This is a genomic window from Microcoleus sp. Pol17C6 (genome assembly GCF_036701145.1).
Taxonomy (GTDB): domain Bacteria; phylum Cyanobacteriota; class Cyanobacteriia; order Cyanobacteriales; family Microcoleaceae; genus Microcoleus.
The window spans coordinates 1-3,703 of the sequence record NZ_JAUBQH010000131.1 but is presented as its reverse complement, the minus strand read 5'-3'; the positions used below and the strand labels follow the sequence as shown (position 1 = coordinate 3,703).

Annotated in this window: 3 protein-coding genes, 1 pseudogene and 1 riboswitch; of the genes and pseudogenes, 1 reads left to right on the top strand and 3 read right to left on the bottom strand. The window is 48.9% G+C overall.

The window, feature by feature from the left end:
* Positions 1–257 precede the first annotated feature (257 nt).
* The 3 genes from QUA25_RS28860 to cobG all read right to left on the bottom strand — a co-directional run bounded on the left by QUA25_RS28860 (position 258) and on the right by cobG (position 3,266).
* The gene (locus QUA25_RS28860; protein ID WP_333043094.1) at positions 258–968 is read right to left on the bottom strand and encodes a precorrin-2 C(20)-methyltransferase; all 711 of its coding nucleotides are present in this window, start codon (positions 966–968) and stop codon (positions 258–260) included.
* Complete coding sequence (locus QUA25_RS28855) at positions 965–1,594, bottom strand: precorrin-8X methylmutase (RefSeq protein ID WP_333043092.1); 630 nt, start codon at positions 1,592–1,594, stop codon at positions 965–967. Before QUA25_RS28855 ends, QUA25_RS28860 begins: the two co-directional genes overlap by 4 nt.
* A gap of 154 nt (positions 1,595–1,748) precedes the next feature.
* Positions 1,749–3,266 carry a precorrin-3B synthase gene (cobG, locus tag QUA25_RS28850; protein WP_333043091.1) on the bottom strand — a complete coding sequence of 506 codons (1,518 nt, stop codon included), beginning with the start codon at positions 3,264–3,266 and terminating at the stop codon, positions 1,749–1,751.
* Between the two features lie 8 nt (positions 3,267–3,274).
* Positions 3,275–3,354: riboswitch (adenosylcobalamin-variant (AdoCbl-variant) riboswitch) on the bottom strand.
* 209 nt (positions 3,355–3,563) lie between these two features.
* Here cobG and QUA25_RS28845 point away from each other — a divergent pair.
* A pseudogene (locus tag QUA25_RS28845) lies at positions 3,564–3,703 on the top strand (photosystem II q(b) protein); the annotation flags it as partial.

Sequence of the window (3,703 nt, the reverse complement as noted above, 5' to 3'; positions counted from 1 at the left end):
CTTTCGCGCTGCTGTAAGGTTGTTGTCATTTGTTTATGATTGCTTTATTTGGTTTTCAATGTTCGTGACGGCTTTGTGTTCCGCCATGTAAATAAACATAAAGCATATTCTAAGGTTTGTAAAGTATTTTAACAACAGATTAACTAATGAATAGTATAAGTTTAACTTATCAACGTTAATAAAACTGGATAAACAGGTAAGAATGCACAAAAAAGTAGGTAAAGCCTGGAAGCGCGTCGCCTTCAGGCATGGAAATATTAAGATACAGACTTTTGCTGGCTAGGTATCATAATGAGAGCCCAATAGGGAACTTCAGCGGGTTCGACATCTGCGATCGCCCGAATTCGCTGATTCGGCATAGTTGCGCGTTCTATATACAAAGCTCGATCGAACTGTCCCAACTCAATCAGTACGTCCCGGACTTTCGCAAAATGCCGGCCCAGCTTAATAATCACAGCAGCATCAACAACCGCCAGTCGATCGCGCAAAACCTCAGCATCCAGCGTCGCAGGCATAATACTTAACACATCGTTACGATAAGTCAGCGGCACTCCCAACGCAGCCGCACTCGCCATTGTCGAAGAAATTCCCGGCACCACTTCAGTGGTAAATGTCCCCGACAAACGGTTGAATAGATACATAAACGAACCGTAGAGAAAAGGTTCGCCCTCACATAGCACCGCCACATCCCGCCCCTCCCTCAGATGTGCGGCAATTTTCTCGGCAGCAATATCATAATAAGGTTGAGACGATCGCGTCGGACTAAAAGGCAACGGCATCGGAATCTCAATTTGCTCCGGGCGGAGATAATCTGCGACGATCGCCCGCGCCAGCACCTTACCATTTTCCATCGCCGGATAGGCAATCACCGGCACCGATTGCAAAATCCGATAAGCTTTCAAAGTAATCAACTCTGGATCGCCAGGGCCAATACCCAAACCGTACAATTTACCAGTAGCCTTAGTCATAATTCATCCTTTTTCGCTAACGCATTCACAGCCGCCGTTGCCATTGCACTGCCACCGCGCCGCCCGTGCAACGTAATAAATGGCACTCCCCGACTGTTGGCGGCCAGTTCGGCTTTGGATTCGGCGGCCCCGACAAATCCTACCGGGAAACCCAGAATTAAAGCCGGTTTGGGTGCTCCGGCATCCAGCATTTCCAGCAGTCGGAACAAAGCAGTCGGGGCATTGCCGATGGCCACAACCGCACCCTGCAACTTGTCCAGCCATAAATCAAGGGCCGCGGCCGATCGAGTATTTCCGATTTGCCGCGCCAACTCCGGGATTTCGGAATGCCAGAGGGTGCAAATCACCGCATTGTCAGCGGGAAGGCGTTTGCGAGTGATGCCTTCGGCCACCATCCGGGCATCGCACAGGATGGGCGCGCCTGCGGCGAGGGCTTGGCGTCCGCAGGTGGCTGCACCGGGGGAAGCTGCTAAATCTGCAACAATATCAGTCATGCCGCAACTGTGAATTAGTCGCACGGCTACCGATTCTAAATCCGGCGGCAAGGTAGACAAATCTGTTTCGGATCGAATGGTGGCGAAGGATTTAATGTAGATTTCTGTTCCGTCTCGAATGTAGTCAATCATTGTTTAAAACTGCTATGGGAATTTTGTGGGATTTGTGAAATAGATTTTTTGAATGAACCGCGAAGGCGTGAAGGAGGCGAAGGAAGAAATCTCAAGAGAGATAGAAAGAGAGATGCTTAAAATTTGTCTGTTCTTATGGGATATTTTTTCACTTTCAATTCCAATTTTCGGTGCTCAACAACTCCTGCAATTGGTCGATCGCCTGCCGATCGACAAACTCACCAAATGACTCCACAGGCTCTCGAAACCGCTGATACACCCGCAACATTCGCTCGATCGCATCGGGCATCTCGATCGCACTCACCGCCTGAAAAATTTGTCGTCCGAAGGGCAAATCTTTTCTACCCGCATAAATGTCGTAACCTTCGATCGTCTCGTCTCCTCGCTCAATCTGAATTCCCACCAGCGTGATATCAATGGGCTGGTGCTGGGCGCAGGACTTTTGGCAACCGCTGAAATGAATGTTAATCGGCAGGTCGAGCGTCAATTTTTGCGCTAAATCCCTCACCATTGCTAGGGCGTGACTTTGAGTATCTGTCGCCGCCGACGCACAGCCGCTGCTGCCGGCACAAGCCACCAAGCACGAATCTAGGCGACTCGCCGATGAGTGCAATCCCAAATCGGCGACTTGCTGTTTTACCTCAAAAAGCTGGGAGTTGGGGATATCAGAAATTAGCAGATTTTGCCACGGCGTAAGTCTCAGGGTACCGCTGGCTAGCTTTTGGGCTAAATTAGCCAAATTCCGCAGTTGCTTTGATTCTAGCCTACCGAGAGGCAGTGCAATTCCCATGTAAGAGAAACCGGACTGTCGTTGAGGATGAATGCCGAGATGTCGGTGATGGGGGAGGGATTTTTCAGATGAGGTATCTTGGCTGTTTTTGGGAAAGGTGCAAGATGTGAATTGCCATAAAAATGGTAAATTCTGCTGTACCCTTTCTAGATAACTTTCAACCCCCCAATCTGCCAACAGGTGACGCAAACGCGGTTTTTTGCCATCAATTCGAGGTCTATTTTTGGTGTATTCAAGATAGGTGCTAGCGAGGGCGGCTAATACTGAAATACATTGCGATTCTTGGATTAAAATTCCTGTATCGCCGTTTAAATGCAGCCGAAAAACGATTCCTGATTGGGTTGAACGACCGGATGCAGCTAATAAAATATCGTTGCGTAAAGCCTGGATCGAAACCGATTCTCCGCCGTCGAAGCCAATACTAAACTTAGGCGAAAGTTCCGACAACTCGGAATGTGTTTGCAGGTAATCATCCCAAGCTTTGACTAGCGGGCGAGTATCCAGTAACTGCTGGCGATCGATCCCTGCTGTCGGACTTGCCATAATATTGCGAATCGGGTCAACTTCAACGCGGCGAGACGCTATCCCCAATTCCTGCAAGCGGTTCCAGACTTCCGGGGCAATTTCCGAGTTCACTTCTCGGATTTGCAAATTTGCCCGATTTGTCACTTGCAAACAGCCGATACTGTATTTATCGGCCAAATCGGCGATCGTCCAACACTGCTGCGCGTTTAAAATTCCGCCCGGAATCCGCATTCTCGATAAAACTCCGTCTCGGGCTTGCGAACCGTAAAATAAACCCGGACAAGTCGGCAAATCAGTCAAAGCTAACAAATAATCTCCTCCCCGTGCTACGCAGGGAATCCAAAAGTAAACGCCCACAAAGCGCCCCCGAAGTCGGCATTCTGACTTTTACAGTTGCGGCACAGCGCCGGAATTGCACCGGACTTTCCCGCTTTCAGGTTTTAGAAAGGTATCACGACCTGACCGACAGAAAGCAAAACCCTCAACTTTCTTAACAAAACCCCTGGCGATCGACCCTCTCTCTCCTTTCATCAGCTTTGCTAATAACCCTCATCAGTTTAACTGTCGCCACACACCTTTACAAACCTTAACGATAGGCGTAATAATATAAACATCATCCGAACATTGACAACCAAATACAGCAATCATAAAACCATGACAACAACCTTACAGCAACGCGAAAGCGCCAATGTCTGGGAACGCTTTTGTGAGTGGGTCACAAGCACAGACAACCGCATTTATGTAGGTTGGTTCGGCGTCTTGATGATTCCTACCCTCCTGAGCGCCACCATCTG